This window comes from Paraliomyxa miuraensis (assembly GCF_026337845.1).
In the GTDB taxonomy this organism is placed as follows: domain Bacteria; phylum Myxococcota_A; class Polyangia; order Nannocystales; family Nannocystaceae; genus Paraliomyxa; species Paraliomyxa miuraensis.
Window position 1 is genome coordinate 218915 of record NZ_JAOVZF010000161.1, and the last position, 22151, is coordinate 241065.

20 protein-coding genes and 1 tRNA gene are annotated in these 22151 nt (G+C 72.1%); 10 read left to right on the forward strand and 11 right to left on the reverse strand.

Annotated elements, in window-relative coordinates; translation table 11 throughout:
- Positions 1-62: 62 nt before the first annotated feature.
- Positions 63-596 carry a DUF3124 domain-containing protein gene (locus OEB96_RS36345; protein WP_266221472.1) on the forward strand — a complete coding sequence of 178 codons (534 nt, stop codon included), beginning with the start codon at positions 63-65 and terminating at the stop codon, positions 594-596.
- Positions 597-645: 49 nt separating this feature from the next.
- Here OEB96_RS36345 and OEB96_RS36350 read toward each other — a convergent pair whose 3' ends face one another.
- The 6 genes from OEB96_RS36350 to OEB96_RS36375 form a co-directional block, all read right to left on the reverse strand.
- On the reverse strand, positions 646-1152 hold the full coding sequence (locus OEB96_RS36350) for a host attachment protein (protein ID WP_266221473.1): 507 nt from the start codon (positions 1150-1152) through the stop codon (positions 646-648).
- 108 nt (positions 1153-1260) lie between these two features.
- On the reverse strand, positions 1261-1587 hold the full coding sequence (yhbY, locus tag OEB96_RS36355; protein WP_266221474.1) for a ribosome assembly RNA-binding protein YhbY: 327 nt from the start codon (positions 1585-1587) through the stop codon (positions 1261-1263).
- Between the two features lie 58 nt (positions 1588-1645).
- Positions 1646-2146 carry a permease gene (locus OEB96_RS36360; RefSeq protein WP_266221475.1) on the reverse strand — a complete coding sequence of 167 codons (501 nt, stop codon included), beginning with the start codon at positions 2144-2146 and terminating at the stop codon, positions 1646-1648.
- Positions 2143-4920, reverse strand: a complete 2778-nt coding sequence (locus OEB96_RS36365) for a phosphoenolpyruvate synthase (protein WP_266221476.1) — start codon at positions 4918-4920, stop codon at positions 2143-2145. The genes OEB96_RS36360 and OEB96_RS36365 overlap by 4 nt, the downstream gene beginning before the upstream one ends.
- Positions 4917-5741 (reverse strand): TetR/AcrR family transcriptional regulator, encoded by an 825-nt coding sequence (locus tag OEB96_RS36370; RefSeq protein WP_266221477.1) that lies wholly within the window; start codon positions 5739-5741, stop codon positions 4917-4919. The genes OEB96_RS36365 and OEB96_RS36370 overlap by 4 nt, the downstream gene beginning before the upstream one ends.
- Positions 5742-5825: 84 nt before the next feature.
- Complete coding sequence (locus OEB96_RS36375; RefSeq protein WP_266221478.1) at positions 5826-6647, reverse strand: TlyA family RNA methyltransferase; 822 nt, start codon at positions 6645-6647, stop codon at positions 5826-5828.
- Positions 6648-6746: 99 nt separating this feature from the next.
- On the opposite strand from OEB96_RS36375, the gene OEB96_RS36380 reads away from it, so the two are divergent.
- From OEB96_RS36380 to OEB96_RS36395, 4 genes are all read left to right on the forward strand, one after another.
- Positions 6747-6887, forward strand: a complete 141-nt coding sequence (locus OEB96_RS36380) for a hypothetical protein (protein WP_266221479.1) — start codon at positions 6747-6749, stop codon at positions 6885-6887.
- Between the two features lie 80 nt (positions 6888-6967).
- Positions 6968-7040 (forward strand) — tRNA-Ala (locus tag OEB96_RS36385).
- Between the two features lie 73 nt (positions 7041-7113).
- Positions 7114-7890: a PP2C family protein-serine/threonine phosphatase gene (locus tag OEB96_RS36390; RefSeq protein ID WP_266221480.1), complete on the forward strand. Its 777-nt coding sequence runs from the start codon at positions 7114-7116 to the stop codon at positions 7888-7890.
- 10 nt (positions 7891-7900) lie between these two features.
- Entirely contained in the window at positions 7901-9109 is a 1209-nt protein-coding gene (locus OEB96_RS36395) for a GlyGly-CTERM sorting domain-containing protein (RefSeq protein ID WP_266221481.1), read from the forward strand.
- Positions 9110-9115: 6 nt separating this feature from the next.
- On the opposite strand, the gene OEB96_RS36400 is transcribed toward OEB96_RS36395, so the two are convergent.
- Entirely contained in the window at positions 9116-11407 is a 2292-nt protein-coding gene (locus tag OEB96_RS36400) for a hypothetical protein (RefSeq protein ID WP_266221482.1), read from the reverse strand.
- On the reverse strand, positions 11404-12912 hold the full coding sequence (locus tag OEB96_RS36405) for an ankyrin repeat domain-containing protein (RefSeq protein WP_266221483.1): 1509 nt from the start codon (positions 12910-12912) through the stop codon (positions 11404-11406). Before OEB96_RS36405 ends, OEB96_RS36400 begins: the two co-directional genes overlap by 4 nt.
- A gap of 211 nt (positions 12913-13123) precedes the next feature.
- Here OEB96_RS36405 and OEB96_RS36410 point away from each other — a divergent pair, with 211 nt between their 5' ends.
- Positions 13124-14542, forward strand: coding sequence for an AIR synthase-related protein (locus tag OEB96_RS36410; RefSeq protein WP_266221484.1), 1419 nt, complete (start codon positions 13124-13126; stop codon positions 14540-14542).
- Between the two features lie 39 nt (positions 14543-14581).
- Here the strand turns inward: OEB96_RS36410 and OEB96_RS36415 are convergent, their stop codons facing one another.
- Positions 14582-14839 (reverse strand): DUF2061 domain-containing protein, encoded by a 258-nt coding sequence (locus OEB96_RS36415; protein ID WP_266221485.1) that lies wholly within the window; start codon positions 14837-14839, stop codon positions 14582-14584.
- A gap of 309 nt (positions 14840-15148) precedes the next feature.
- On the opposite strand from OEB96_RS36415, the gene OEB96_RS36420 reads away from it, so the two are divergent.
- On the forward strand, positions 15149-16441 hold the full coding sequence (locus OEB96_RS36420; protein ID WP_266221486.1) for a hypothetical protein: 1293 nt from the start codon (positions 15149-15151) through the stop codon (positions 16439-16441).
- Between the two features lie 9 nt (positions 16442-16450).
- Here the strand turns inward: OEB96_RS36420 and OEB96_RS36425 are convergent, their stop codons facing one another.
- Positions 16451-17431: an HD domain-containing protein gene (locus OEB96_RS36425; protein WP_266221487.1), complete on the reverse strand. Its 981-nt coding sequence runs from the start codon at positions 17429-17431 to the stop codon at positions 16451-16453.
- Positions 17432-17635: 204 nt separating this feature from the next.
- Between OEB96_RS36425 and OEB96_RS36430 the strand changes: the two genes are divergently transcribed.
- From OEB96_RS36430 to OEB96_RS36440, 3 genes are all read left to right on the forward strand, one after another.
- Positions 17636-18349: a hypothetical protein gene (locus tag OEB96_RS36430; RefSeq protein WP_266221488.1), complete on the forward strand. Its 714-nt coding sequence runs from the start codon at positions 17636-17638 to the stop codon at positions 18347-18349.
- Positions 18350-18357: 8 nt separating this feature from the next.
- Positions 18358-18663, forward strand: coding sequence for a glutaredoxin (locus OEB96_RS36435; RefSeq protein ID WP_266221489.1), 306 nt, complete (start codon positions 18358-18360; stop codon positions 18661-18663).
- A gap of 66 nt (positions 18664-18729) precedes the next feature.
- Positions 18730-19458, forward strand: coding sequence for an MYXO-CTERM sorting domain-containing protein (locus OEB96_RS36440; RefSeq protein ID WP_266221490.1), 729 nt, complete (start codon positions 18730-18732; stop codon positions 19456-19458).
- Here OEB96_RS36440 and OEB96_RS36445 read toward each other — a convergent pair.
- The gene (locus OEB96_RS36445) at positions 19455-21992 is read right to left on the reverse strand and encodes a serine/threonine-protein kinase (RefSeq protein WP_266221491.1); all 2538 of its coding nucleotides are present in this window, start codon (positions 21990-21992) and stop codon (positions 19455-19457) included. The two genes, OEB96_RS36440 and OEB96_RS36445, sit on opposite strands and share 4 nt — an antisense overlap.
- Positions 21993-22151 lie beyond the last annotated feature (159 nt).

A 22151-nucleotide genomic window follows, 5' to 3' on the forward strand; every position in this document is an offset into this window, starting at 1 on the left:
GGAGCGCCGTTCGGCCTGGACCGCTCTCCCCGCGCCGGGCGAGCTGCTACCATCGTTGGTCGATGTTCGCTCCCAAGCGCTCGCCGTGGTCGCTTCCCTGGTTGGCGGGCTCCCTCGTGCTCGCGTGCGGTGGTGATCCCCCGGAACGCCCGCCCGAGCTGGTCGGCCCCCGCAACCTCGTGCCGGTCGAGGCCTCCGCCACGCCGCGGGTCGTTCGCGAGTCCGTGTACGTGCCGATCTACTCGAGCCTGTACGTCTCCGACAACGTGGCTCCGGTCTCGCTGGCCGCCACCCTGAGCCTGCGCAACACCAGCGAGGACCTCCCGGTCTACATCGACGCGGTCGAGTACTACGACAGCGATGGCAAGCTGCTGCAGGACATGCTGCCCGCGCCGTCGCGGCTCGGCCCCATGATGACGGCCGAGTTCTTCATCTCGCGGTTCGACCGCAGCGGCGGCAGCGGGGCCAACTTCTTGGTGCGATGGAGCGCCGACGAGCCGGGCCATGGCCTGCTGGTCGAGGCGGTGCAGCAGGGGCGCGACGGCAACGCCGGGATCTCGTTCGTGACCCAGGGCAAGCTCATCAAGCCCAAGTGACCGCCTCGCGAGCGCCTCGCGAGCACGTTCGGGTGGCCCCCGAGTGCCCTCAGCTGCGGCGGCGCGGCGGCGGCGTGCCACCGAGCCACGCGTCTTGCGGGATCCGTGCCTCGAGCTCGTGCTCGGGCAGCCGCGACAGGTCGCGCCCATCCTCGACCACCACCAGCGCCCGGGTCTGCGCGTCGATGGCCCGACGCAGGCGGCCCAGGAACTCGGGCGCAGCCACCAGCACGATCGCATCCACGCGGTTGGCGATGCGGCCGCGCTGTAGCACCTCGGCGACCTCGCGCGCGAGCAGATCGTGCTGGTGCTCGCTGGGGTCGGTGGACGCGGCCATGCTGTGCACCTTGTGCCCCACGCGCTCGTGCGACGTGCCCGCTCGATCCGCCCAGCGCTCGTGGTCGCGCAGGCGATTGACGGTCAGCTCGTAGGGCAGCACGGGGCGCAGCCCTGGAGCGTGGCGGTAGGTCTCGAACACTCGAGCACGAGCCCCGTTGGCCACGACCACCCAGCGTCCGGTGGCCGCCTCGTTGGGCGGAAGGAAGTCGGTCTCCATGCCAGGAGCCTTCGCCGTGAGCCGGCCGCGTCGCCGCGCAATCGTTGCGCCCGCACGAAAGAAGCGGCCGGCCGGCTCGTGCAGCGTGGTGGATCGGCCACCAACGGCTCACGCCGGCAATGCGATCGGCGGCTTGTCCTTGTTGCGGGGGTCGTTCTTCGGACGCGGCCGGTAGAGCACGATCACCCGACCGATCACCTGCGTGAGATCGGCCTGCACCGCCTCGGCCAGCTCGCGCGCGGCGTCTCTGCGCCCGCCTTCGAAGCTCTGCTGCAGCTTCACCTTGATGAGCTCGTGCTCGGCCAGCGCCTCGACGGTCGCCGCCACGATGCCCTCGGTGATCCCATCGCCGCCCACCTGCACCACGGGGCGCAGGCCGTGGGCCAGAGAGCGGAGGTGAGCGCGAGCGCGAGTGCTGATGGTGGGCGCGGACATGAGAGCCGGCAACCCTGCCCGCTTCGCCGGCCGCATGCAAGCCCGGCCGCGGCGAGGGCTACACCCCCACGCCCCGCAACAGGGGCAGCAGGACCCGCGTGAGCAAGCCCGCCAGCGGCGGCAGGCCCAGGCAAGCCAGGAACCGCAGCGTGGCCAGCCGCCACCCGATGAGGCCCACCTCCATGGGAATGCGGATCGCCGACAGCGTGGCCAGCGACACCAGGTAGGTGACCAGCACGGAGGGCCCCACGCCCACCCGGTGAAGACCCGCCACGATCGGTAGACCCACCAGGCTGCCCCCGGGCGTAAGGAAGCCCGCGCCCCACGCGATGGCGATCCCGCGAAACCCCGACGCATCGCTGAGCCAGCGCTCCACCAGCTCCTTGGACAGCAGCACCTCGGTGCAGCCCACCACCAGCATCGCGAGCACGAGCACCGGGCCGAACTGTCCGGCCTGCGTCCAGCTGGCGCGCGCGGCCTCGGGCAGCTGACCGCGCCACGCCACGATCCCGACCAGGACGACCAGGAACGCGGCCATGACGATGAGCGCCCCCCTCATGCGCGCACCTCCTCCGGCGAGGCGTCCGCGGCGGGCACCTCGTCGAGCAGGATCACGCGTCCGCGGTCACCATCCACGCGCACCCGCTGCCCGCTGCGGATCCGCGTGGTCGCCCCGTCGACCCCGACCACGGCGGGCAGGCCGTACTCGCGAGCCACCACCGAGCCATGGGTCATCAGCCCGCCGACCTCCATCACCAGGCCGCCCGCATGCACGAACAGCGGAGTCCAGCCCGGATCGGTGAACGGCGCCACCAGGATCTCGCCCGCCTCGAGCACCTGCCGCGTGGGGTCGAGCACCACGCGGGCCACCCCTTCGACCACCCCGGCCGAGGCCGCGTGACCGGCCAGCTCACCCGGCGGCAGCGGGCCCGTGTCGTCGGGCAGCACGGGCTGCTCGCCTTCGCTGGTGATCACCCGTGGAGGCACCAGCCGAGCGTGGCGCTCGAACTCATGGCGACGCCGGGCCACCTCGCGGCGCAGGGCATCCACGTCGAGCGCATCGTCCTCGACCGCGGCCTCGAGCTCGTCGAAGTCGAGCATGAAGCCGTCGTCCACGCGCTCGAGCCGACCGCGCTCCACCGCCATGCCCGCAGCCTCCACGATCGCCTTGCGCGTGTGCATGAACATCATCGTCGCCACGTACTTGGCGTGCTCGCGCAGGCCCAGGTAGGCGCGAACCCGTCGCACGAGCGCCAGCGCCAGCGGCCGCCGCAGCCAGCCCAGCAGCCCGCCACCCGCCGCCCTCGCGATCTCGGCCTGGGCCGCTTCGGCCTCGCGAATCGCGGCCTCGTGCCGCCGCCGATGCGACCCGGGCTCGTCGCCGAGGATCCCCACCAAGCTGGTGACCAGGCTCGAGGAATCATCGGCCCAGCGCGGCGTGGTCACGTCGATCTCCCCGGGGCCACGATGACCGTAGCGCGCCATGAAGCGCTCCCAGTCGGCGAAGAACGCCTCGGTACCCGGCAGCTCGCGCGCCCGTGCGATGGCCTGCGACGGCGGGGCGCTCCGCAGGCACTCGACCAGCTCCGGGACCTGCCGCGCCCGATCGGCGAGGTCTCCCAGCTCGAGATCCATGTCGGTGGTCACGTTGCCCGGCAACCCCCGCGACAGCGCGCGCACGGTGGCGTCGGAGACCCGACCCCGCACCAGTCGCCGCAGCAGACCCCAGCAGAGCATGCCGCCGATGATGAGCGGCATCTGCATGGGCACCATCGGTCCCTGGAAGAAGCCCTCGAGCGTACGCACCGCCTCTCGCAGGCGCGGGCCCCCAGCCGGTGCCTTGGCGAAGCGCTCGGCGAACTCGCGGCGCATCTGCTCGACCAGCGCCTCGAACTCCTCGCGTGCCCGCTCGGGGCGTGCCCACACCAGCCGCCGCAGGAGGCTCGGCACCACCCGTCGGCCGAACCACCGCAGGGTCGCGGGGCGGGCCGCCAGGTGCGATCGCCCGTCGGCGAACCCCGGACGATCGCGCACCGCCATCAAGCGCCGCGCGATCCCGGGGTCGATGTTCATGAGCGCGACCGGCAGGATCCTCGAGATCGGCCAGCGCAGCAGCGCCGGCGTCATGTCGAAGTAGATCCGACCACCCGCCGACGCCGGCAACGACGAGCGCTCGTGCGGCCCGGATTTCCCGAACGGGATCAGCCAGCGAACCAAGTCGTGCGCCATCGGCCGCATGGGGGCGGTGTTGACCTGCACGTGGCCGAAGCTCATGTAGACCCGCAGGTCGCCCTCGGGCGGCGCGGGAGCGGGGAGCGGGAACAGCGAGGTGATGGCCCGCGCCTGCACCAGGAACAGCTCGTCGCCCTCGATGCACCACTCGAGGTCCTGCGGGCATCCCTGGAGCTGCTCGACGCGCAGGGCCAGCTCGAGCAGCGCGGCCAGCTCGGTGTCGCTCAGGCAGCGACGGGCTCGGTCCTGCGGCGGCACGGGACGGGTCTGCGTGCCACCTTCGGGAAGCGGCACGATCGCCTCGGCCTTGGCCCCCACCCTGGCCTCGAGCACCGCGCCCGGGGGCATGGTGAGCGGCCCGCCGTGCGCATTGGCGGTGCCGAACCGCTTCTTGTCGAGGCGATAGAGATCGGCGTCGACCAACCCCGACACCAGCGCCTCACCCAGGCCGTAGCTGGCGTCGATCGAGCACACCCCACGGTGGCCGGTGACCGGATCGGCGGTGAACAGGATGCCCGAGACGTCGGGCGCCACCATGCGCTGCACCACCACCGCCAGGCGAGCCGCCCGCGAGGGGAACCCGTGCTGGCGGCGGTAGAGCACGGCCCGATCGGTGAACAGCGAGGCCCAGCAATCGCGCATGCGCTCCACGATCGCCTCGCCGCCGCGGATCTGCAGGTAGGTGTCTTGCTGGCCCGCGAACGAGGCCTGCGGCAGATCCTCGAGGGTCGCGCTCGAGCGCACCGCGTAGGCGTGCTCGGACCCCGCCCGCTGCCATGCAAGCTGCACCGCGTCGCGGACCTCGGTCGGCACGGGCAGCCCGCGCAAGTGCGTCCGCAGGCGCCCGGCGTGCTCGCGCACGCCCTGCACGTCGTCGGGGTCGAGGCGCTCGAGTGCATCGAGCAGCCCCGAGAGCCCGGGATCCTGGGCCATGAAGCGGTCGAACGCCGCCGTGGTCGCGCAAAAGCCCGAAGGCACCGGCAGCCCGGCCGCCGCCAGGATGCCCAGGTTGACGCCCTTGCCGCCCACGCGGGGCAGATCGTCCGCACCGATCTCCGCCAAGTCGACGACCAGCTCGACGTCGTACTCGTTCGTGCTCATCCTCGTGCTCCCTTCAGCCACATCGACACCAGAGTCGCGGCTCGCTCGTCGAGCGCCACCTCGTCGTCGGACGGAAGCCGCAGCCGCGCGGCGAGGCGACGGCTTCCGCCCGCCAGCATCCGCGGGGCGAGCAGCGAGGTGGTGATCGCTCCGCCGAGCAACGTGGCCGCCAACAGCCACGGATCGGCCGGCACCAGCGCGCCGCGCTCGATCTGCGCCTCGAGATAGCCCACCAGCCGCGACAGCGTGCTGCGCCCGCCCTTGCGCAGGCGCTCGAGCTCGACCGCGTCGGGCCCCTCACCCAGCAGGCCAATGCGCGCCAGCCCGGGGTGCTGCACCGCAAAGCGCAGCACCGCGCCGACGAACGCCGTCAGTGCCACCTCGACCGGGGCCTCGAGATCCCGCAGCTGCTCCGCCGCCATCCGCCGCGGGCTGCGCTCGGCAAAGAACACCCGCAAGAGGCCCTCGCGATCACCAAAGCTGCGATACACGGTGGCCACCCCCACCCCCGCCGAGTCGGCCACCTGCTCGAGCGTAAAGCGCAGGCCGTGGGCGTCGATCAGCCCGCCAATGGCATCGAGGATCCGCTCGTGGGTGGGGTCACCCAGCTCCGCGCCCGGCTCGACCCCCTGCGCACGCAGCCGACCCGCCAGCGCCTCGCGGCTGGGCACGCGCCGGTACAAGGTCGCCCGCGACACCCCCGACGCCTCGGCGAGCTGGGCCATGGTGAACGTTGGTCCGTGCCGCTCGAGCAGCCGCTGGGCCGCCTCGAGGATGCGGGCATCGACCGCGTCACCCTCGATCTCGCCGGCTTGAGACATGAGATAGTTATGCATCTCGAGCGTATCAAGCGCAAGCAACCTTCGACGAATCGGCGCTCGACCGCTCGCTCGTGGCCGAGGGCCTCAGCCCCTCGACGCGTCGGCGTCCTCGCCCTCGGGTCCGCGAGGCTCCGTCGTCCCCGCCTCCCAGCGCAGCCACAACAGCCACTCGCGGTTGCCCGTGCGGCCCTCCACCTCGGACTCGCAGGCATCGACCACCCGCAGGCCCACCGCCTCGGCGCTGGCCCGTGCGCGCTCGAGCGCCTCGGCGCGATCCTCCTCGCGGCGCACGACCCCGCCCTTGCCCACTCGCCCCGGATCGAGCTCGAACTGCGGCTTGACCAGCACCACCGCGTCGGCGCTCGCGGCCAGGAAGCGCGGCAGGTGGGGCAGCACCTTGGCCGCCGCGATGAACGAGCAGTCCATCACCAGGAGCTCGACCGGCTCGCCGATCTCCTCGACCGCCAGGCGCCGGATGTTGCGGCGGTCGTGCACGATCACGCGGGGGTCCTGGGCCAGCGCCCAGGCGAGCTGCCCGTAGCCGACGTCGACCGCGTGCACGCGGGTGACCCCGGCCTGGAGCAGGCAATCGGTGAACCCGCCCGTCGACGCGCCCACGTCCATCGCCACGCGGCCCTCGACCAGCAGCGGTGCGCGACCGTCCGCCGGCGCCCCGAAGCGACGCAGCGCCCCCGCGAGCTTGAGACCTCCGCGCGAGACGTAGGGGTTGTCGTCGCCCCGCACGCGCAGCTCGGCATCGCAGGCAATCATGGCGCCGGGCTTGTCCACGCGTTGCTCGCCCACCACCACCTTGCCCGCCATGATCAGCGCCTGGGCGCGGGCCCGGCTGGGGGCGAGGCCGCGCTCGACCAGCAGGCGATCGACACGGTCGCGGCGGGGCTTCATGAGCGGCGGCGAGGCTAGCAGGTCGGATCGGCCCCGACCTGCACGACCGCGCCAGCGGATCTCGCGCGACCGTCCCGCTCGCCGCTATCCTCTGCCTGCATGCACGCCTGGCTCGTCCGCCTGACCCAGCCCGAAGATCCCATCCTGTGGACCTGGGTCGCGATCGCAGCGCTGCATGCCGTCGTGGGCATCCTGATGGGTATTCGCGCCCAGCGGCCGAGCACGTCCAGGCCCGACTAGCCGTCGCTGACCCGAGCCGACCGCGCGCGAGCGACCCCCTTGCACTGCCCCCAGCCTTCGGCTAGGTTTCCCGTCCTCTCGGGGCCGTAGCTCAGCTGGGAGAGCGGTGCGTTCGCAATGCACAGGTCAGGGGTTCGATCCCCCTCGGCTCCACTTCCCCCTCCTCCTCACTCCGGTGTTATCTTGCCTCCCGCCCTGGCGGTGAGGCCGCCAGGACCTCGGAGGCATGTACAAGCTCTTCAAGCGCTCTCACGTGCCGGGGATCTTCGAGATCCAGATGTCTGGTGCGTGCGACACGGGGATCGCTCGCGACCACAACGAGGATGCGATTGCGATCCAGGAGGACGACGGTCGCGGCTACATGCTCGCCATCGTCTGTGACGGCATGGGTGGTCACAGCGCGGGCGAGGTCGCCTCGGCCATCGCGGTCGGGGTGCTCAGCGACTTCATCGCGGCCGAGTTCAACGGCGACAAGACCCCCGACATGCTGCTGCGCGAGGGCTTCTCGATCGCCAACGGCCAGATCGACGAGCACGCGCAGGTCAACCCCAGCGCCCACGGCATGGGCTGCACCTGCGTGGCCGTGCTGGGCGTCCACAATCGCATGTGGGTGGCCCACGCCGGCGACAGCCGCCTCTACCGCGTGCGCGACGGGCAGATCGATCAGCTCACCGTCGATCACACCATGGTGCAGGAGCTGGTCGACCAGAACCTGCTGACCCCCGAGCAGGCCGCCACCCATCCCTACCGCGGTCGCATCAGCCGCTGCCTGGGTCACGGCCGGCACAAGAGCGACGCCGAGGTCAACGAGTTCGTGCTCGAGACCGGCGACAACCTCCTGCTGTGCAGCGATGGCCTGTGCGACGTGGTCCCGGCCGACGAGATGGCAGCCCTGGTCGGTCAGCGCGACGTGCGAGATGCCTCGCGCCGCTTGATCGAGGCCGCCAACAAGCACGGCGGGCCCGACAACATCTCGGCCATCATCCTGCGTCGCGTGGTCTGAGGCGAACCCCGTGCGGCGAGACGAGCCCCACGACCCCCGGATCCGCGGAGGTCTCTGCGATGGGCTCGGCGGTGGGCCCAGCGCCGAACGCCCCGTGATCGGTCAGCGCACCGTGGCCGGCCTGCCGCTCCACGACATCAGGTCCCTGTCCGAGCACGATCGCACATGGCTCCACCGCCGGCTCGTGCGGCTCCGGGTCGCCACGGCCGCGCTGGTGCTCGCGCTCGCGCTCGTCGTGGCGGTCGCGCTGTGGCTGCCGCTGCCGCCCGTGCTCGCGCTCGCCGTCCACGGCCGCCTGGGCGTGATCGCCCTGGCCCTGGGCTCCGCGGGCCTGCTCACCGCCATGCATGCCGGTGGCTGGTGGAGACGCCTGGCCGTGGGAGGCGTGGGCGCGCTGACGATCGCCCTCGGGCTCGCGTTGCCGCCGTGGCTCGTGGCGGAGCTGCTGGTGGCCACCACGGTGCTGGGCCTGAGCCACCTGGGCCTGGGCCTGGCCCGACGCGCCAGCGTGCTGGCTCGCGCTGGTCGCCTGCGGGCCGATCTCGCCGCGGGGCAGCTCGAGCGCTTCGAGGCCCCACCCCCTCGCGGTCCGCTCGAGGGCCTGCTCGCACGCCTGCACGGCGCGGGCTACATCGAGCCCAAGAGCGATGTGCTGCGGCTCGAGGTGCTGCCGCGCTCGGGCGTGATCGTGCGGGCCGGCGGGCAGCGGCTCGAGCGCTGGGAGCTGGCCCACGTGGCCCATGTGGCCCACGCCCAGCCCCATGCGCTGCGGGTACCGCTGCCGCGCGGCGTGGCCCCGACCACGCCCGATCCTCGCCTGTGCATGCGACGGCGCAGCCTCACCCCACAGGAGCGGGCCGAGCTCGAGCACCACATCGACCGCTTGCGGCGGCGCTGGTGGCCGGCCGCCTCGCTCACCGTGGTGGTGGCCGCGCTGGTGGCCTACGACCTGCGGGACTCCTCGTCGTCCGAGACGCTGCCCCTCGATGGCACCTCGATCGGATGGTTGGCCCTGCTGGTGCTGGCCTACGTGGGCTACGCCCGGCGCGTGGTCGCGGCCCGCAAGCTCGAGCACGACCGACGCCTGCGCTGGGTGGTCACCGTGCACCAGGACGCCGACCCCAGCCGCGATCCACCCTCGCTCGAGGTGCTGCCGGTGTCTCAGCTCGCGTGGACCGAGCAGGCCACGCCCGCGGGCTGGCGGTCGAGCTTGCTGTAGCCGGGCTCACCCACCCGAGGCAACGCCGGCTCGCATGCCGAGCACGCGCTCGGTCCACGACGGATGGAAGGGCGCCACGTAGTCGCTGTGCGGGCTCGAGAACCAGCGATGCCACTGGCCCGGTAGCTCGTGCGCGAAGCCGCTGGTCGGCTCACCGGCCGTCCAGGCCTCTTCGCCGGGACCGAGCGCCAGCGCCTCCCGGGCGACGAAGGCCCGCAGGGCGTCGTCGCCGCTCGCTTCCTTCTCGAGCACGGCCCGCATCGCCTCGGGGAAGCGCGCGAGCGCCTGCCGAGCCGGGCGCAGCGCCCCGCCGTAGCCGTACCATCCGTTGTCGCAGAGCTCGCGGAACAGCTTGGTTCGCTCCTTGGCGTCGATGTCCGCGTGCCCGAGACGAGCTGGCTTGCCGCTCTTCGAGATGCTGGCCTTGGGTACCCAGTCCGGGATCTTCGGGCCGCGTGCGACGAGGGGCGTGAGGTAGTAGAGCAGGTCGTCGCGCTCGTCCTTCTTCGTCTTGGGCGTCGGCGCGAGCTCGTTGGCGAGCGCGAGCACGCGCTCGAGATCCAGATCGACCACCATGCGGAGCAAGGTCTTGCGGACCGCCGGCTCGGTTCCTTCGACCAGATCGATCGCCCGAGCGTCACCGAGCGCGGCCACCAGCTGGAGCAGCGCGCCGTCGGGCCGCGCGCGCCGCTTCGGGCTCTGCATCGCCTCGACGATCGCGTCGAGTCGCTCCGCCCCCGGGCGAACGTAGGCCAGCATCGAGGCCGCCCATCGAGCGAGCTCCGTGTCATCCGTGTCGCGGTGGATCGTGCACAGCGTGTCGAGCCAGCGCTCGCGGATCGCCTTGCCCGCCCCCATGCGCTCGAGCGCCCGCAGGCCCTGGAAGAGGTTGAGCCGCGGGTTCGGCTCGACGGACTCGAGGTGGGCGATGATCGCATCCGCCACGTTCGGAACCCCCAGGAGCGCCCCGGCGGGCGTGGCCATCCAGCCGACCGGCGTGACCAGCTGCTCGAGCACCGCCTTCTTGGCCCCACCCGCCGCGGCGATCGGCAGCAGCGTGGTCGGGTTGTCCTTCGCCATGCGCCGCAGCCGGGCATCGAGCTTCGAATCGCGGGACTCGAGCGCGGCGATGGCCCCGATCACCGTGTAGAGCAGGCTCGGGTTCTGCTTCCAGTCCATCTTCTCGAGCAGCTTGGGCACCAGCTCGTGCAGGGCATCCGGCGCGACCCGGGCGAGCAGCTCGAGCGACGCCGGTGAGAACGAGCGGGGATCGACCAGGCTCTTGGCGCGCTCGGCCCAGGCCGGCTCGAGCTCGGCGCCGCGAACGAGCAGCCGTCCCGCCCCGAGCTCGAACTGTCGCGAGTCGCCCTCCTCGAGCAACAGCCGGGTGACCTCGGGATCGTCGGCCAGGACGGGCGCCCAGGCGATGCGCCGCTTGGTTGCGACGTCGGCGTCCTCCATCAGCGCGCGAAGGTGCACCGCGAGCGAAGCCAGGCGCACCGAAGCAAACGGCGGGTTGCTCTGCGCGCTCATCTCGCGCGCGATCCTCCGAAGCACCTCGGCGTCACCATCGTCCGGCGCGAGCGCGGCCTGGTCCTGCTTGGGCACGGCCGCGACCAGCAGATCGCGATGGCGGCGACCGCCACCCGCCTCGAGGTACGCCGCCACAAAGGCCCCGGCGTTCGGCAGCGACTCCACGCCCGCCCGGATGTGCCCCTCGTCGTCGTCGCGCCTTGCGTCCTCTACCCGCCGCAGCAGCGCCTGCGCGGCGTCCTGCACCTTCGGGCTCGGAGCGCGGCCGACGTGGCGAAACGTCGCGAGCGCCTCGGCACGAAAGTCGTCCGCCGGCTCGGCCGCCAGGCCCCGCAGCAGCATCGCCTCGGCGGCGGCCGGATCCGCGGCCGCGATCTTCGCGAGCGCTGCGCCCAGGATCCGGCGATGGGCATCGGCCTCCCCGCGCAGCCCCGGATGCCGCGACGGATCGCGTCGGATCGCATCGTTCCACAGCAACGTGGCCTCTGGGTCGATCGTCTCGCCCCGCTCCGCAGCCCGCCCGAGCGCAATCACGCCGGCCAGCGCGAGCCAGCGCCGATGCCCCGCGCGCACCTGACCGTGCAGGCGCACGAGCGCCGGGAGCCTGTCGCCAGCGGACAAGCCCAGCGCGACGGCCTCGTCGAGCGGACGCGGGCGGCCCTCGTGGGCCGCGATCGCCTCCGGGTCCAGCGGCGTGGACATGGGAGCCGTCGCCGGAACCTCGTCCCAGCGGCCATCGATCCAGTCACCGTCGATCATGCTCATGACAACGCCTCCACGCGAGCGGCAAAGGTGGCCAGCAGCCCGTCGTCGAGCGTGCCCTCGTCCTTCACCTCGGAGTGGTTGATCCGATGCAGGCGGGTGCCGCCGGATTTCTTCTCGAGCACCAGGATGTCACTGCCCTGGACGCCGAGGATGTGCTCGTGAAACAGCGCCTCGGCCTCCGCTGGATAGTCCTCGGGATGGATCGGCACATCCAGCTCACCCCAGATGGAGTCGTACCCGTAGTTCTCGTCGTCGTGGAGCGCGACCGTCTGCCGGGTGTGCCAGCCCCGAACGACGTAGGCGACGGGATCCTGCTCCGCGAGGGGCTCGAGGCGCGCGAGCTGCTCGCGGCACTTGGTCCCCACGTTCATCAGGTAGCCCCAGGGGCCCATGCCCACGAGGTTGATGTCTGCGATCTGCTGGGCGTAGGTCTGCCCCACCACCGGCCCGAGGATCGCGTCGATCGCCTCGGCGAACGCCGGGCGCTGGACCTGGGCCCCCGAGCGCGTCGCCCCCCGTGCCTCGAGGCGCGCTCGAACGGCGCGCATCGCCTCGAGGCGCGCCGGTAGATCGTCGAACGACTGCACCATGCCGCTGGCGCTCTTGACCCGCACGAGCTTGGCCTCGAGGACGCCGAGCATTCGATCGATCACGTCGAGCGGCCGCGCCCCCGCGGGGAGCTGCACGGACTCGTGCACGCCGCCCCCGATCGGCGAGAAGTGGCGGTCCCCACCTCCGCCGTAGGAGACGTCGGCGCTCAGCTCGGCGTCCACGGGCGCCCCGTGCTCGACGAGCAGGTCGAGCGCCTCGAGGTTGCCCGTGATCGCGGCGACGTGGGCCGCCGTGGTGCCCCAGCGATCGGGTGTCGTCGGCCCGCCGAGCTCGTCGAGCACCGTCTCGAGCAGGCCGAGCGCCACACGGCGATCGGCGGGGCTCAGGGGCTGGTAGCCGCCCCCGCCGACGATGCTGCTCATGTGCACCGCAATGGAGATCGCCGAGCACCGGGTGGACGAGTCGAGCTCCGCCCGGCACAGCAGCGCCACGGCGTCGCTGCGCTTGCCGAGCGCGAGGTCGAGGGCAGTTCGACGCTGCCCCCAGCCCGGCGTGACGTACTGGACGTGGCTCGGGTGCGGGTAGAGATCGTTGGGACTCGCCCCCGCCGCGAGCAGCCGCTCGCAGACCGCGACCACCTCGGCGTCCTTCAGCTCGCGCAGCGGCTCGAACGGGCGACCCAGCGCGCGCGGTTGGAGGCTGGGCTCGGCCGGCAGCGCGTTCGGATCGGCCCCGTGCCCGAGCAGCAGCTCCAGGGCCTCGAGCTCGGCACCGGCGGCGGCGACCTCGAGGACGCCGTGCTTGCCGACCTCCTCGGCGAAGTCCTTGGGAAAGGCCGCCGCGAGCTCCTGAAGCGTCGCGAGCCCCTTCTTGCCCAGCGCGCGGTGGGACTTGCCCATGGTTCCGAGCTTCTTTCGAAGCGTCGCCTTGGTGGGCTCCTTCTTCGCAGGCATGGATCTCCCCTCCTTCACCATCGCCGTCGTGGGAAGCGCTGCGATCCCAGCAGCATCCGCACGGGTGTCAAGGGCGGACTCGAGATCGTGCTCGACGTGTCGACAGCGATGCTCCAGGCGCGGATCGAGCAGCGCGTGACGACGTTGCCGAGCCGTGCTCGAGGTCGCCGTGCCCTTGCCGACCGCCCGCTTGGACTGCGACCATCCACCCATGTCGAGCGGTCGCCTCCCTCCCGGCAAGGTCCCGTGGGAGGTCGTCGCCCGCCATCTCGGTGACCAACTGCCGGACCAGGTGCTGCTCGGACCGGCCGCTGGTGAAGACGCGGCCCTGGTGCGGCTCGGCGACGAGACCTGGGCGATCGCCAGCGATCCGATCAGCTTTGGCGCCCCGGATGCCGGTCGACTGGCCGTCATCGTCAACGCCAACGACGTGGCCGTGCGTGGGGCCCGCCCTCGGTTCTTCCTCGCCGTGATCCTGATCGCCCCTGCCGAGGCCGAGCCCTCCCAGATCGGCAAGGTCCTGGACGACGTGCGCACGACCTGCCGGGACCTCGACGTCGCGCTCCTCGGTGGCCACACCGAGGTGACGCCGGGGATCGATCACAGCATCGTCGTCGGCACCATGCTCGGCCGGGTGCAGGCCCGACCGATCCGTACCGGCGACCTCGAGCCGGGGGATCGCATCGGGCTGCTGGGCAGCGCCGGTCTCGAGGGCAGCGCCATCCTCCTCGATCGCTTCCGCGATCGCCTCGAGGCGCTCCACGGTCGCGATGCATTCGCCGACCTCGACCGGCTCCTGCACGAAGACTGGCTGCTGGTGGCCCCCGCCGCCCTCGCCGCGGCCGCGTGCCCGGGAGTCCACTCGCTGCACGACGTCACCGAGGGTGGAGTCGGCGAGGCCCTCCACGAGCTCGGCCGCGCGTCGGGCCTCGAGCTCGACGTCGATCCCGACCGCATTCCCGTCCTCGAGGGCACCCGGCGCCTGTGCGCCGATCTCGGGCTCGATCCGCTGGGCCTCATCGGATCCGGAGCCCTGCTCCTCGGCTGCCAGGAAGAGTCGGTCCCCGAGGTGGAGCGCCGTCTGGAGGGCCAGCGACGATTGACCTGGATCGGACGCGCCGGCCACCGAGGCACTCGGCCCGTGGCCCGCTTCGAGCGCGACGAGCTCCTCGCAGCAGGTCGGCTCGAGGGCACCCGGGCCGTCCTCTTCGATCTCGACGGCACCCTGGCCGAGCCGATCCCGGGGGCAAGCGAGCTCCTCACCGAGCTCCGCGAGGCCGGCATCGCCGTTGCCATCGTCACGAGCGATGAGCGTCGAGACGCCCGCGCGCTGGTCGAGCGCTTCGGCCTTCCCCACGATCTCCTCGTGACCGGCGACGATGGCAGCCGGAAGCCACCGGGTGCCCCGCTGCTCATGGCGCTCGGCCGCCTCGGCGTACCGCTCACCGACTCCGCCTCGGTCGGCCACTCCGTCCACGATCTCCACGCCGCACGAGCCGCAGGAATTCCGCGGATCTGCCACGTGGGTCGCCACCGACCGCCGGGTCCCGAGCGGCCCCACCTGTGGTTTCCCGATCTCGCCTGCCTCCGTCGCGGCTTCGCCCTCACGTGCTCGGCGTCGCGGTCATGACTGCGTCTGCACAGGCCGCCTGGCGACCGCGAGCTTCCGTCACGCGCCCGCGAGCTCGCGCGGGTCCTCGGCCGGCACGGTGGCAAACGCCGGCTGGGGCTCGCGACCGTAGTCGATGCTCATCCAGCTGCGCTCGTGCAGGTAGTACGCGAAGATCTTGAGCAGCGAGTCGGCAAAGCCGATCGACAGCGCGAACATGGCCTTGCCCGTGAACACGTAGGCCACGGCCGCGGTGATCGTCCACGCCACCACCCGCCAGCTGAGCGCCTTCATCAAGCTCCTGCGCCTGGACTCCATCGTCTTGCTCCTCGCTCGCGGGTCGCGTCGCTTCCACGACCTCGCTCGGAGTGTCGTCTCGCAACCGACCATTATCAAACGGGATGGAACCGTTGAATCGATCTCGATGGCTGCATCACATCGCGCGGCCCTCGCATGATCCTCGATTACAACAATGATTGCGTGATCTTATCGTCGAGACTCATGCCTCGACGGCTCCGTCTAAAAACACGATTCACAACGTGGTATTATTTGCCATCCGCGCGAGGCGCCACGTTGCTAGCCTTCGAATCCCCTCGTCGAAGCCTCGGCGGACCGGCAGCAGAGCGCATGCGTGCACGAAAAAGGCGGCTCATCGTCGCGCAGCTCGGCCTTTGGTCGATGCTCGCGACGTCGGCCCATGCGGCACCGTCGTTCGAACCACCCCCCGGCTGGAGCGAGGGCGAGGGTGCGGCCGCGGCCGCGCGAAGCCGCGCCGAGGCATGGGCCCGCGCCTGGGGTGGCGAGCTCGACCAGGTCATGTCGACGCAATCGGACGACGCCTTCGCCGAGACGCTCGCGATCGTCGACGTGGCCGAGCCGCTGCCCCCCAAGATCCTGACCGAGCTCGACGCGGGCCGCTCGTGGCTGGAGGCGCACGCCGCCGAGGCGCTCGGTCCCCGGGCCACCCTCGAGCCCGACACCGTCGAGCTGCTCCCCCGCCCCGAGCCCGGCGTCGCGGTGCTGATCGGTCGAGCGCAGCACGACGATCGCACCGCCTGGATCGCCGTCGCTCCTCGGGGCGCGCGCCACCTCGGACTCGTGCTCATGGTCCCCACGTCGGAGGAGATCCTCTACGCCAACGTGTTCGACGACGCGATCGATGGACTCGGCGGCTTGAAGGCGCCCATCGCCCCGTTCCAGCGCGAGCCGCTGCGCTGGGGTGCGCTCGGAGCCTGGCTCGTGCTGGGGCTGGCGTTCGGCGTGCAGTGGATCCGCCGCGCGCTCCCCCGTCCCGGTGCACGCGTGGCCGGACGCCAGGCCGCCATGGTGCTCGCGGGTGCAGCCGCGGTCGTGCTGGTGATCGCCCGCCTCGTACTCTCCGACTCGTCCGTCGAGCTCGCCCTCGCGGGCACGACCCCGTGGGGCTTGGCCCTCGAGCTCGCCATGGGAGGCGCCCTGGCAGCGTTGCTCGTGCTCGGCCTGAGCGAGCTATGGGCGCGAAGGCTGCAACCCGTGGCCTCTGCCCCAGCCGGCGGGAGCTTTGCCCGCGGGGACATGCGGGCGCGAAGGGGCGCCGCCGCACCCGCCGAGCCCATGGCCCCCGCGATCACCGGCGACACCAAGGTCGGCCCCCCTCCCGCGATCACCGGTGACACCATGGTCGGCCCTCCTCCCGCGATCACCGGCAACACCAAGATCGGTCCACCGCCCGAGCCGATCCCCCTCGATGACGGCCCGCCCGTTCGCGAGATCATCTCCGGCAACATCGAGCTCGAGACCCAGGTTCGCCGCGCGCCCGAGCCCGACACCGTCAAGACCACCGCGCCCAGGCCCCCCGAGCCCGACACCGTCAAGACCACCGCGCCCGCATCTCCCGTGCATGCGGTCGAGCGGCCCGCGCTCGAGATCGACTGGTCCTGATCCGGGCGCTCACTTCATGCGCGCGGTCGGCATGGTCCACCCCCGCGGCGGCTGGATCTCCAGCCCCTCGAGCAGACCTCGCGCCCGCACGGCCTCCACGTAGTACTCGGCCTCGCGCCCGCCCTCGAGCTCGCCGCCCTCGCACAGCGCCTCGAGCCGCCCGCGCAGCTCGGCGAGGTGCTTGCCCGGCGGCAGCTCCAGCGCTTCCATCAGCAGGTTGCCCAGCCCCGGCGGCAGCGGCCGAGGGCGCGCGTCCTCCTGGGCCAGGGTCTCGATCCGCTGCTCGAGCTCCTTGATCATCCGCAGGCAGCGGGCCCGCTTGCCCGGACGCTTGCTCGTGACATCGGCCCGCGACAGATCGAGCAGATCCACCAGGAACGGCTCCATCTCGCGGTGGAAGCGGCGCACCGCGCCGTCGGTCCACGAGCCGTCGTACTGACCCGCCCGCAGGTGGTGCAGGATGAGCAACTCGACCCGCTCGCGCAGCTGCGGCGGAAATCCGATGCGGCGGACCGGGCCGCGCCGAAACATGCGAACACCCTCCTCGGAGTGCCCATGGAACGTGACCTTGCCGTCGGGCAGGAACCGCCGCGTGGTCACCTTCCCGATGTCGTGCAGCGCGGCCGCCCACCGCACGGCCGGCCGTGGCACCGATTGCCGGACCACCGCCTTGGTGTGCTCCCAGACGTCCTTGTGGCGGCGCCCACCCTCCTGCGAGAACGCGTGCGTGGCATCGAGCTCGGGCAGCAGGTGGACCAGGAGCCCGGCCTCCCGCAGCCACTGCAGCACCACGTGGGGGTTGCGCCCGCACAGGGGTGGGGTGAGCCGCTCGTAGACCACGGCCGGGGGCAGCTCCAGCACCCGCTCCGCCACCGCGGCGATCTGCGCGGTGAGCGAGGGATCGGGGAGTTCCCCCGTGGCAGCGACGTCATCGAGCGGCCGCAGCAGCTCCTCGGGGTCCAGGCGTTCGATGGCGGGGGCGAGCGACACGGCGGTTCTCCTCGCTGTTTACCCCAGTTTGGCCCCCGAGGGGGCCGCCACGGCCCTCGCCGTCCATTCGGCGGATGGTGGGGGGAGGAGCTGGGTCCCGTGGGCCCGGCCTACCCGGGGGGCCGGTGTCACGGGTCGGCCTCGAGGGCCCCCGATGCGGGGTTTCACGGAGGCCGTGATAGTCTCGCGCCAGGCCCGGGATCCATGTCGTCGCATTCGCCGCAGCTCGGCTACAACCACAACATCCCGCACCGCGGCCGCCTGTACCACGTGCAAACGGAGGACTCGGGCGTCGACAAGGCCCACATCTTCACCCACGTCTTCTACGACGGCACGATCATCTCGTCGCGGAAGGTCGAATACAAGGAAGAGGTCGCTCAGCACTCCGATCACGCCGAGCTCGACCCGATCATCATCGGCTTGATGCAGGAGTCGCACAAGTCGATGATCAAGGCGCTCCGGCACGGCGACTTCGACGAGAAGATCGTGGTGGTGATCGGTGACCACCCGGTCGCCGACAACAAGGCTTCGTTCGAGCCCGCGGCTCCCGAGGCCCCCGAGCGCCCCGAGCGTCGACCGCCTCCCGAGCCGCGCGACGTGGAGCCGCAAGGGCCGCCCCTCGCCCCCGGCCAGCCGGGCCCCACCGTCGACCCCAGCCTCTCGCATCCGGTCTACGCCTCGGCCGAGGCGCGTGCGCAGGTTCGCGCCAGCGCGGCCGGTCACGGCCCCCAGCGACCGAGCCGTGGCCCCAGCCGCATCCGGCGACGAGCCATCGGTGGCATCGGAGGCGCGGGCGTCAAGGCCGGTACTCCGGTCCCCATCACCCAGCGTCGAGACATCATCGTGGGCAAGTTCGCCAGCGAGCACCAAGCCCAGCTCGATGAAGAGATCCTCTCGCTGCTGCGCGACGACGCCTGAGCGTTCCGATGGTCCCGGCGCCTCCCGGCGATCTTCCCGCCCCCGACCGGCTCGAGGCCCCGGTGGTCCTCTACACCACCCCGTGGTGCGGCTTTTGCCGGGCTGCGCTGGCGCTGTTGCGCGCCCGTGGCATCGAGCACGTGGAGATCGACGTGATGGGCAACCAAGCCGCGCGGCAGTGGCTCGCGCAGGTGACTCGGCTGTCCACGGTGCCGCAGGTGTTCGTACGCGGTCACAGCATCGGGGGCTACACCGAGCTCGCGCAGCTCGATCACAGTGGCGAACTCGCTCGGTTGCTCGCGGCGCCCGTGTGATCCTCCGTCCGGCCGGCCACGCGTTGGCCAAGCGCCAAGCGTCGCGCTATCCTGCGCGCCGCTGCCATGGCCACGCCCAAGCACTCTCCCTGGCTTCGTTCCCTTCCCCTGGCCCTCGCTCTCTCCCTCGGTGGGGGGATGCTCGTGGCTCCCAGCGCCCTCGCCGGTGAGGTGAGGTTCGGGGCCGAGCCGCTCGACACCGACGACGCGGGCAAGATCACCGACGCGGGCAAGAGCGCCTCGGTCAAGGAGCTGCCCAGCCTGCCCGGCGAGGAGGTCTGGAACCTCCACCTGTGGGCCAAGATCGACAAGGGCGCCCCGGGACCGCTCTACGTGGAGTTCTACGACAAGCTCCCGGGCAGCGGAAAGCGCTACAAGGCGTGGGCCTACGAGCACGCCAGCTACGAGGGTGAGGAGTTCGTCTCGCTCGACCTCGAGCTCGAGGGCGACGTGGGCTTCAACCGCGACCACACCTACACGGTCGAGCTGGCGCAGCTCGACAACAAGGGCAAGAACCTCAAGCTCGCCAGCGGCCAGCTCACGCTCGTGTTCACCGAGGGCAAGCCCGAGGACGAAGAAGACGAGGAAGACGAGCAGGCCGAAGCCCAGGACGAGCTCGACAGCTTTGCCGGCGGCAACGAAGAAGGCGGCGGAGGCGATGGCGAGGCCCCGCCCGCCGTGCCTCCGCCCACCACCAAGAAGGGCTGCCGCGTCGACCCCGGCATGGGAGCCGCCCCCGGAGTGCTGGTGCTGATGGTGCTCGGGGCCGGCGTGGCGCGACGCCGCAGGCGTTAGCCCGAGGCGCGCGGCAGCACGCCGAGCCATGCGTCGACCTCGTCGCACAGCTCCTGGCCGCGCTCACCAACCCCCTGCGCCGCGGCCCTGGCCGCGCGCGCCTCGGCTCGGCCCTCCTCGAGCCGATCCTGCGCCGCCAGGGTCCGAGCCAGCCACCATCGCGTCTCCGCTCGCATCAGGGGATCGAGCGCCTCGTCGGCCGCCACGGCCAGCGCCTCGCGAGCCCGCGCTTCGGCGCGCGCCGCATCGCCGGCCGTCAGCTCGATCTCGGTCAACCCGAGCAGCGGCGCGAGCGTGCTGGGATGCCGTGACGGAAGGTGGACCCGCGCCAGCTCCAGCGCGCGTTCGAAGTGCTCCCGCGCCGCCGCACCGCGCCCGTCGGCCACCAGCGCCTGGGCCAGCGCGTCGTGGCTGCGCAGCAGCATCGGGTGCTCGTCCCCGAGGGCGCCCCGTAGGATCTCCAGCCCACGCTCGCCCCAGCGCACCGCATCGCCCGTGCGTCCCTGTGCCACCAGGACCAGCGACAGGTTGATCGCCGACTCGGCCACGCTGGGATGCTCGGCCCCCAGCATCTGCTCGCGCAGATCGAGCGCACGCCGCAGCAACCGCGCCGCCTCGTCGAGCTCGCCCTGGCCGTAGAGCACCCCCCCGAGGTTGTTGAACGACGACGCGGTCAGCAGGTGCTCGTCACCCCACAGCGCCTGCCGCAGCGCGAGCGCCCGCTCCCAGTGATCGCGCGCGCTCGCATCGTCGCCCTCGCGAAAGGCCACGCTGCCCAGCATCGTCTCCGCCCACGACTCGATGCGCGCGTCGCCGCCCACCGAGGCGATCGCGGCCAGGGCCATCTCGGCCTGGAATCGCGCGCGCTCGGGATCGTGCATGCGATCGCCGGTCGCTCCCGACAGACCCAGCCACGCATCCGCCTCGCCACGCGCATCGTTGGCGGCTCGCGCCAGCTCGAGCGCGCCAACGAACGCCTGCTCGCTCTCTTCGAGCAGCCCTCGATCGTCGAGCACCATCCCCCGCGCCACCGCTCTGGCGGCCGCCTCCACCGTGGGGGCGTCGTCGTGCTCGTCCCACGCCGACAGCTCCTCCCACGCCTCGTCGTAGCGAGCCGCGCGGCGCAGCGCCGACACCCGCGCCAGGCTGCGCCGGGTGGCCTCGGCCTCGGCCTCCGCCGCCACGGCCGCTCCGTCCCCACCCTGTTCGCGAGCACAAACGATCGGCGCGGGCAACCCCTGCACCAGCTCGGCGCTGCGTGCCGCGGTGACCTCGTCGGCATCGCGCAGCAGCGCGACCGTCTCCTCGAGCTCGGCCCACTGCCCGCGCAGGCATGCCATCCGGGCATCGAGTCGCGCCGACGATTGCTCGCCCCGCACCCACGTGTCCTCGCACGCATCGAGGTGCGCCTGGGTCCAAGCCTCCACGCGAGCATCGAGCCCCACCACCGCCCGTGCGATCGCATCCTCGGGCAGGTGCCGGGCCAGGCGTTCCCCCACCTCGGCCCGCGTGGCCTCACTCCATGCGGGGCCGGGCACCCGCCCGGCCTCGGCACAGGGAGCCGCCCCCGAGGCGGGATCGGCCAGCGCCCATCCTGCCGTACCCACCACGGCCGCCGCGGCAACCACCGCTCCCCCTCGCCATGCGCCCGCCCGTGCGCGCGTCCGCGCCAGCGCCTCGAGCAATGGCTCCATGGCCGCGAATCGATCACTCGGTTCGGGCAGCGACCCGCGACGCACGATCGCCCGCAGTGCCTTGGGCACCCGCCCCACCACCCCTCGCGGGCCGCCATCGATCCCCCGGCTCTCCTGCTTGGCCCGCCCGAGCGCCTCGCGATCCTGGGGGGTGCCCCCCGTGCCCTCGAACGGGCGACGACCGTAGAGCGCCTCGAAGAGCGTCAGGCAGAACGCATACTGGTCCGAGCGAGGCTCGCCCTCCTCGCCTGCGTGCTGCTCCGGCGCCATGTAGGCGGGCGTGCCCACCATGCTCCCGACCTCGGTCGGCTCGTCGCCGTCGTCGACCCGTCGCACCAGGCCGAAGTCGCCCACGCGCACCCGCCCGTCGCTCGCCACCAGCACGTTGTCGGGCTTGAAGTCGCGATGCACCAGCCCCAGCGCATGAGCCGCGGCCAGCCCTCGACCGGCCTGCTCCATGACGTCCAGGATCTCGCGCCACCCCCGAGGCGTCCGCAGCCACCGTCGCAGGCTCTCCCCTTCGATCAATTCCATCGCAAGGAACACGCGCGCCTCGTCGGTACCCACGTCGAACACGCGCACCACGTTCGGATGCGCGAGGCGAGCCAATGCCTGCGCCTCCCGCAGCAGCCGCTGGCGCGCGGCCTCGTGCCCCTGGCGGGCGATCGCCTGGGGCCGCAGCACCTTGAGCGCCACGCGACGCATCAGCTCGGGGTCGTAGGCAGCATATACCGCCCCCATCGCGCCCACCCCCAGACGATCGAGCACCACGTAGCGCCCGACCGCCTGGCCTCGCCCAAGCTCATCGTCGTCGGTCGCCCCCACGGTCCTCCCGCTCACCTGCCAAACCCCAAGTCCGACGCAATCATGGAACGAGGGCGCGCCCGCAAGCAACGACGCTGGCACGGCTCCGCTCGCACGCGCCACCCATTCATGGCATTTAATGGGAGCCTCGGCGACGCCGAGCGGGCTCCGGCTCATCCCCGGCTCGCTCCCCGC

What these genes read in the sequence shown, in the direction of transcription:
- OEB96_RS36365 (WP_266221476.1), bottom strand. Translation starts at nt 4,920, where the DNA reads ATGAGCACGAACGAGTACGACGTCGAGCTGGTCGTCGACTTGGCGGAG.
- OEB96_RS36345 (WP_266221472.1), top strand. Translation starts at nt 63, where the DNA reads ATGTTCGCTCCCAAGCGCTCGCCGTGGTCGCTTCCCTGGTTGGCGGGC.
- OEB96_RS36380 (WP_266221479.1), top strand. Translation starts at nt 6,747, where the DNA reads ATGCACGCCTGGCTCGTCCGCCTGACCCAGCCCGAAGATCCCATCCTG.
- OEB96_RS36390 (WP_266221480.1), top strand. Translation starts at nt 7,114, where the DNA reads ATGTACAAGCTCTTCAAGCGCTCTCACGTGCCGGGGATCTTCGAGATC.
- OEB96_RS36410 (WP_266221484.1), top strand. Translation starts at nt 13,124, where the DNA reads ATGTCGAGCGGTCGCCTCCCTCCCGGCAAGGTCCCGTGGGAGGTCGTC.
- yhbY (WP_266221474.1), bottom strand. Translation starts at nt 1,587, where the DNA reads ATGTCCGCGCCCACCATCAGCACTCGCGCTCGCGCTCACCTCCGCTCT.
- OEB96_RS36400 (WP_266221482.1), bottom strand. Translation starts at nt 11,407, where the DNA reads ATGAGCATGATCGACGGTGACTGGATCGATGGCCGCTGGGACGAGGTT.
- OEB96_RS36440 (WP_266221490.1), top strand. Translation starts at nt 18,730, where the DNA reads ATGGCCACGCCCAAGCACTCTCCCTGGCTTCGTTCCCTTCCCCTGGCC.
- OEB96_RS36420 (WP_266221486.1), top strand. Translation starts at nt 15,149, where the DNA reads ATGCGTGCACGAAAAAGGCGGCTCATCGTCGCGCAGCTCGGCCTTTGG.
- OEB96_RS36405 (WP_266221483.1), bottom strand. Translation starts at nt 12,912, where the DNA reads ATGCCTGCGAAGAAGGAGCCCACCAAGGCGACGCTTCGAAAGAAGCTC.
- OEB96_RS36350 (WP_266221473.1), bottom strand. Translation starts at nt 1,152, where the DNA reads ATGGAGACCGACTTCCTTCCGCCCAACGAGGCGGCCACCGGACGCTGG.
- OEB96_RS36375 (WP_266221478.1), bottom strand. Translation starts at nt 6,647, where the DNA reads ATGAAGCCCCGCCGCGACCGTGTCGATCGCCTGCTGGTCGAGCGCGGC.
- OEB96_RS36415 (WP_266221485.1), bottom strand. Translation starts at nt 14,839, where the DNA reads ATGGAGTCCAGGCGCAGGAGCTTGATGAAGGCGCTCAGCTGGCGGGTG.
- OEB96_RS36370 (WP_266221477.1), bottom strand. Translation starts at nt 5,741, where the DNA reads ATGTCTCAAGCCGGCGAGATCGAGGGTGACGCGGTCGATGCCCGCATC.
- OEB96_RS36435 (WP_266221489.1), top strand. Translation starts at nt 18,358, where the DNA reads ATGGTCCCGGCGCCTCCCGGCGATCTTCCCGCCCCCGACCGGCTCGAG.
- OEB96_RS36360 (WP_266221475.1), bottom strand. Translation starts at nt 2,146, where the DNA reads ATGAGGGGGGCGCTCATCGTCATGGCCGCGTTCCTGGTCGTCCTGGTC.
- OEB96_RS36430 (WP_266221488.1), top strand. Translation starts at nt 17,636, where the DNA reads ATGTCGTCGCATTCGCCGCAGCTCGGCTACAACCACAACATCCCGCAC.